This is a genomic window from Herbidospora yilanensis (assembly GCF_001570565.1).
Lineage (GTDB): Bacteria > Actinomycetota > Actinomycetes > Streptosporangiales > Streptosporangiaceae > Herbidospora > Herbidospora yilanensis.
Genome location: NZ_BBXE01000024.1, coordinates 1 through 6,263, shown reverse-complemented (window position 1 = coordinate 6,263; position 6,263 = coordinate 1). Strand labels below are relative to the sequence as shown.

Sequence of the window (6,263 nt, the reverse complement as noted above, 5' to 3'; positions counted from 1 at the left end):
GGGGGGGGGCGGGGGAGCCTCAACTTCCGCGACCCGAACCCGGCCATCGCCCTCGACGAACTGGGGTTGCGGGTGGTCACCGAGCCGGTGGGGTGGCCGGTGGAGGGGCGCGCGGTGGCGGGGGTGAGCTCGTTCGGCATGGGCGGCACCAACGCCCACGTCGTGGTGGCCGAGCCGCCTTCACGAACGGCCGCTCCCTCGGAGACCCCCGCCGGTCGGCCGGTGTTGCCGTTCGTGATCTCGGGACGGGACGCGGCGGCGCTGCGGGCGCAGGCCGGGCGGCTGGCGGGCGAGGCGCGTGGCCGGGCGGTCGATGTGGCGTACTCGCTGGCGGTGACCCGGACCCGGTTCGCGAGCCGGGCGGTGGTGCTGGCCGAGGACCTCGAAGGGCTGGCCGACGGGCTGCGGGCGGTGGCGGAGGGGGTCGAGCATCCGGCGGTCGTGCGGGGGAACGCGGTCCGGCCGTCCCGGACGGCGTTCCTGTTCACCGGGCAGGGCAGCCAGTACGCCGGCATGGGCGCCGAGCTCTACCGGAGCGAGCCGGTGTTCGCGGCCGCGTTCGACGAGGTGGCCGCCGCGTTCGCGCCCCATCTCGACGCGCCGCTGGCCGAGATCGTGGAAAGCGGCCCCCTCGACGAGACCCGCTACACCCAGCCCGCGCTGTTCGCCCTGGAGACGGCGCTGTTCCGGCTGCTGGAGCACCGTGGCGTGCGGGCCGACGTGGTCACCGGCCATTCGATCGGCGAGGTGACGGCCGCCCACGTGGCCGGGGTGTTCTCCCTGGCCGACGCGGCGGCGCTGGTCGCGGCGCGGGCCCGGCTCATGTGGTCGGCGCCGTCGGGCGGGGCGATGGCGGCGGTCGAGGCGACCGAGGAGGAGATCGCGCCGCACCTCGGCGACGGGGTGGACCTCGGCGCGGTCAACGGGCCCAGCGCGGTCGTGGTGTCGGGTGACGCCGAGGCGGTCGCACGGGTGGCCGGGCTGTTCGCCGCGCGGGGACGGCGGACGCGTGCGCTCACGGTGAGCCACGCCTTCCACTCGGCCCACATGGACTCGGTCCTGGACGAATTCCACGCCGTCGCCGCCACCCTCGCCTACCGGCCGCCGGCCGTCCCGGTCGTCAGCAACGTGACGGGGCGCGTCGCGACGGTGGAGGAGCTGACCGACCCGGCCTACTGGACCCGGCACATCCGGCACGCCGTGCGCTTCCACGACGCCGTCACGACACTGCGCGGCGAGGGCGTGACCACGTTCCTGGAACTCGGCCCCGACGCGGTGTTGTCGGCCCTGACGGGGGGCCATGCCGTGCTGCGGCGCGGGCGGCCGGAGGGGGCCACCCTGCTGCGCGCGCTGGCGGCGGCGCACACGCGGGGGGTCGAGGTCGACCTCGCCGGGTTCGCGGCCGGGCGGGCGGTGCCGCTGCCGACCTACCCGTTCCAGCGGGAACGCCACTGGTTCGACGAGGTCGCCCGCCCCACGCCCGAACGACGTCGACTGCCCGACCTGCCCGACCTGCTCGACCTGGTCCGCACCCAGACCGCCATCGTGCTGGGGCACGTCACCGGCGACGCGGTCGACGGCGACCGTACCTTCAAGGACCTGGGCTTCGACTCGATGGCCGCCGTCGAACTCCGCGAGCGGCTGGCCGACGCGACCGGGCTTGACCTGCCGGCGGCGCTGGTCTACAACCACCCCACGCCACACGCGGTCGTCGCGTCGCTGCGGGCCGAACTGGCCGGAGCCGCCGACCACGTCGTGACGGGGCGGGCGGTCCGGTCCGACGATCCCGTCGTCATCGTCGGCATGGCCTGCCGCTATCCGGGCGGCGCCGAGTCGCCCGAGGACCTGTGGCGGCTGGTCGCCGACGGCGTGGACGCCGTCGGCCCCTTCCCCGCCGACCGGGGCTGGGACCTGGATTCCCTGTACGACCCCGACCCGGCCACCCCCGGCACCAGCTACACCAGGCAGGGCGGTTTCCTGTACGACGCCACCGACTTCGACGCGGACTTCTTCGGCATCAGCCCCCGGGAGGCGGCGGCGATCGACCCCCAGCAACGACTGCTGCTGGAGACCGCCTGGGAGAGCTTCGAACGGGCCGGCATCGACCCGGGCACCCTGCGCGGCTCCCGGACCGCCGTGTTCGTCGGCGGCACGTCCCAGGACTACGGCCCCCGCCTGCACGAACCCGCCGAGGGCTTCGACGGCTACCTCCTCACGGGCAGCACGGTCAGCATCGCGTCGGGGCGGGTGGCGTACACGTTCGGGCTGGAGGGCCCGGCGGTCACGGTCGACACGGCCTGCTCCTCGTCGCTGGTGGCGCTGCACCTGGCCGTGCAGGCGCTGCGGCAGGGCGAGTGCGACCTGGCCCTGGCGGGCGGCGTGACGGTGATGGCGACACCCGGCATGTTCCTGGAGTTCAGCCGCCAGCGGGGACTGTCGGCCGACGGCCGCTGCAAGGCCTTCGCGGCGGCCGCCGACGGGACGGGCTGGTCGGAGGGCGCCGGCCTGCTCCTGGTCGAACGCCTCTCCGACGCCCGCCGCAACGGGCATCCGATCCTCGCCGTGGTACGCGGCACGGCGGTCAACCAGGACGGCGCCTCCAACGGCCTGACCGCGCCCAACGGGCCGTCCCAGGAGCGGGTCATCCGCCAGGCACTCGCCAACGCCGGCCTGACGCCCTCCGACGTGGACGCCGTCGAGGCCCACGGCACCGGCACCCGTCTGGGCGACCCCATCGAGGCCGAGGCGCTGATCGCCACCTACGGGAAGGACCGGCCGGCCGGCCGCCCGGCGTGGCTGGGCTCGCTGAAGTCGAACATCGGCCACACCCAGGCGGCGGCGGGGGTCGGCGGGGTCATCAAGATGGTCCAGGCGATGCGGCACGGCCTGCTCCCCCGCACCCTGCACGTGGACGCGCCCACCCCGCACGTGCGCTGGCACGACGGCCTCAAGCTCCTCACCGAGCCCGTCGCCTGGCCGCACGACGACGACCGGCCGCGCCGGGCCGCCGTCTCGTCGTTCGGCATCAGCGGCACCAACGCCCACGTGGTGCTGGAAGAACCGGAACCCGCGACCACCTCTGAACCCGAGCCCGGCCTCGTGCCGGTGCTCCTGTCGGCGCACACCCCCGAGGCGCTGAAGGCACAGGCCCGCCGCCTGCGGGACCACTTCACCACCAACGACCCGCACGCCGCCGCCCTGGTCACCGGCCGGGCCACGCTGACCCACCGGGCCGCCGTCGTCACCGCCGACCGCACCGAACTGCTGGCCGCGCTCACCGCGCTGAGCGACGGCCAACGACATCCCGCGCTGGTGCGGGGGAAGGCCCTCGCGTCGAAGACGGCGTTCCTGTTCACCGGGCAGGGCAGCCAGCGCCCCGGCATGGGCCGCGAGCTCTACCAGACCCAACCCGTCTTCGCCGCCGCCCTAGACGCCGCCCTCAACCACCTCGAACCCGGCCTCAAAGACATCATCTTCACCGAAAACCCCCTGCTGGATCAGACCCGCTACACCCAGCCCGCCCTCTTCGCCCTCCAAACCGCCCTCTACCGGCTCCTCGAACACCACGGACTCCACCCCGACGCGGTCGCCGGACACTCCGTCGGCTCCATCGCCGCCGCCCACATCGCCGGAATCCTGGACCTGCGCGACGCCGCCAAACTCGTCACCACCCGCGCCCGGCTCATGCAGGAGCTACCCCCCGGCGGGTCGATGGCGGCGCTCGCCCTCGGCGAGAGCGAGGCGCTCGCCCTGCTGGACGGCCTGACCGACCAGGTCTCCCTCGCCGCCGTCAACGGGCCGCGCGCCACCGTCGTCTCCGGCTCAGAAAGCGCGGTCCAGCAGGTCATCGAACGCGCGCACGGCGCGAAGGTCAAACGCCTGACCGTCAGCCACGCCTTCCACTCACCCCTGATGGAACCCATACTCGACGAGTTCCGCGCGGTCCTCGGCACCCTGGAGTTCACCCAACCGGCCATCCCCATCGTCTCCGACCGAACCGGGCACCTCGGCGGGCTCGACGACCCCGACCACTGGGTCAGGCACGTCCGCGAACCCATCCGCTTCACCGACGTCATCGACACCCTCACCGAAACCGGCATCCACACCTTCGTGGAGATCGGCCCCGACGCCGTCCTCACCGCCCTCCTCCCCGACCACCACGCCCACCCCACCCTCCGCCGCAACCACCCCGAAGCCCAGGCCATCACCCGCACCCTCGCCACCCTCCACGTCACCGGCCACCCCGTCGACTGGCACCTCCCCACAGCCGCCGCAACCGACCTGCCCACCTACCCCTTCCAGCGCGAGCGCTACTGGCTGACGAGCAGGCCGCAGGCCGGGCCGGAGCTGCTGGGCCTCTCGGCCACCGGCCACCCGTTCCTCGGCGCGTCGGTCGAGCGGGCCGACGACGGCGGGCTGCTGCTCACCGGGCGCGTCTCCCTGGAGGCCCATCCCTGGCTGGCGGGTCACCGGATCGCCGGTCCGGTCCTGCTGCCGGGAACGGCGCTCGTGGAGCTCGCCCTGGTGGCGGGCGACCGCGCCGGCACCCCCCGTGTCGAGGAACTCACCATCGAGACCCCGCTGGTCCTGCCGGACCAGGGCTGGGTGGCGCTGCAACTCTCCGTCGGTCCCGCGGGCGCCGACGGCACCCGCACGGTGAGCGTGCACGCCCGCCCCGACCGTGCGGACGAGCCCTGGCACCGCCACGCGACCGGCTTGCTGGCACCGGCCGTGGACACCGTCGTGCGGGCGACCGTATGGCCGCCGGCGGGCGCGGACCCGATCGACCCCGACCTGCTCTACGCCGAACTGGCCGACGCCGGTTACGCCTACGGCCCGGACTTCCAGGCGGTACGGGCGGCCTGGCGGCAGGACGGCCGCCTCCACGCCGAACTGGAGCTCCCCGGCGATCCCGGCACGTTCGTGCTGCACCCCGCCCTGCTCGACGCCGCGCTGCACCCCCTCGTCGGCCGCGAACTCGCCGACGCGGACGGGTTGCCGGTGCCGTTCGCGTGGACCGACGTGCAGCTCTCGACCACCGGAGCCACGACGTTGCGGGTCACCTGGTCGCCCGGTGGTCACCGGCTGGACGCCGTCGACGACACCGGCGCCCATGTCCTCACCGCCGAGTCCGTGACCCTGCGCCCGATCGCCGCCGCCCGGCCCGCCTTCGCCGACCTGCACCGCCTCACCTGGACGCCCGTCACCTCCGCCCCGGCCGAAGGCGACGCCGTCACGGTCAGGGTCCCGGCCGGACGCGGCGCGGCCGCGTTCGTGCTCCGGGCCGTTCAGGAGGCGGGGGACGCCCGGCTGCTCTTCCTCACCGACGGCGCCGTGGCCGCCGTCGAAGGCGACCGGGTCGACGACCCCTGGCAGGCCGCCGCGTGGGGCCTCATCCGGACGGCGCAGAGTGAGCGGCCCGGATGGTTCGCGGTCGCCGACGTGCCCCCGGACGTGCCGGCCGACGGCCTCACGTCCCTCTCGGCGGACGAGCCGCAGCTCGCCGTCCGGGACGGGGTGATCCTGGCCCCGAGGCTCGCTCGCGCGGAGCCCACCGGCACGGCCACGGTTTTCGACGACCGGGCCGTCGTGGTGACCGGCGGCACGGGCGGGCTGGCGCGGCCCGTCGTCCGGCATCTGGTGCGGCGGCACGGGGTGCGGCGGCTGCTGCTGCTCAGCCGGCGCGGGCCAGGCGCCGACGGGGCCGCCGAGTTCGCCGCGGAACTGGCCGAGCTGGGCGCGCGGGCCGAGTTCGCCGCCGTGGACGTCGCCGACCGGGAGGCGTTGGCGGCCGTCCTGGCCACCGTGGAGATCGGCGCCGTGGTGCATCTGGCGGGCGTGCTCGACGACGGCACGCTGGAGTCGCTAACCGGGGAGCGGCTCGACGGGGTTCTGCGGCCGAAGGCGGACGCCGCCGCCCACCTGCACGAGCTGACCCGGGATCTGCCGCTCGCGGCGTTCGTGGTGTTCTCGTCGGTCACCGGCGTCGTCGGCACGGCGGGTCAGGCCGGCTACGCCGCCGCCAACGCCTACCTCGACGCGCTCGCCCTGCACCGCCGCGCACACGGGCTGCCCGCACTCTCGCTGGCCTGGGGGTTGTGGGAGGGCGGCATGGGCGGCGCGCTCGACGCGGCGGCGCGGTCGCGCTGGTCGCGGTCGGGGTTGCCGCCGCTGACCGAGGCGCGCGGGCTGGAGCTGCTCGACGCCGCGCTCGCGGCGGGGGGCGACGCGGTGCTGGTCCCGGCGGGCGTGGACGCCGCGGC

1 protein-coding gene is annotated in these 6,263 nt (G+C 75.2%); it reads left to right on the top strand.

Annotated features, from left to right (window positions below; translation table 11 throughout):
• Positions 1-6,263: type I polyketide synthase (locus AW273_RS18475; RefSeq protein WP_157555945.1), on the top strand; the 6,263-nt coding region annotated here is incomplete at both ends.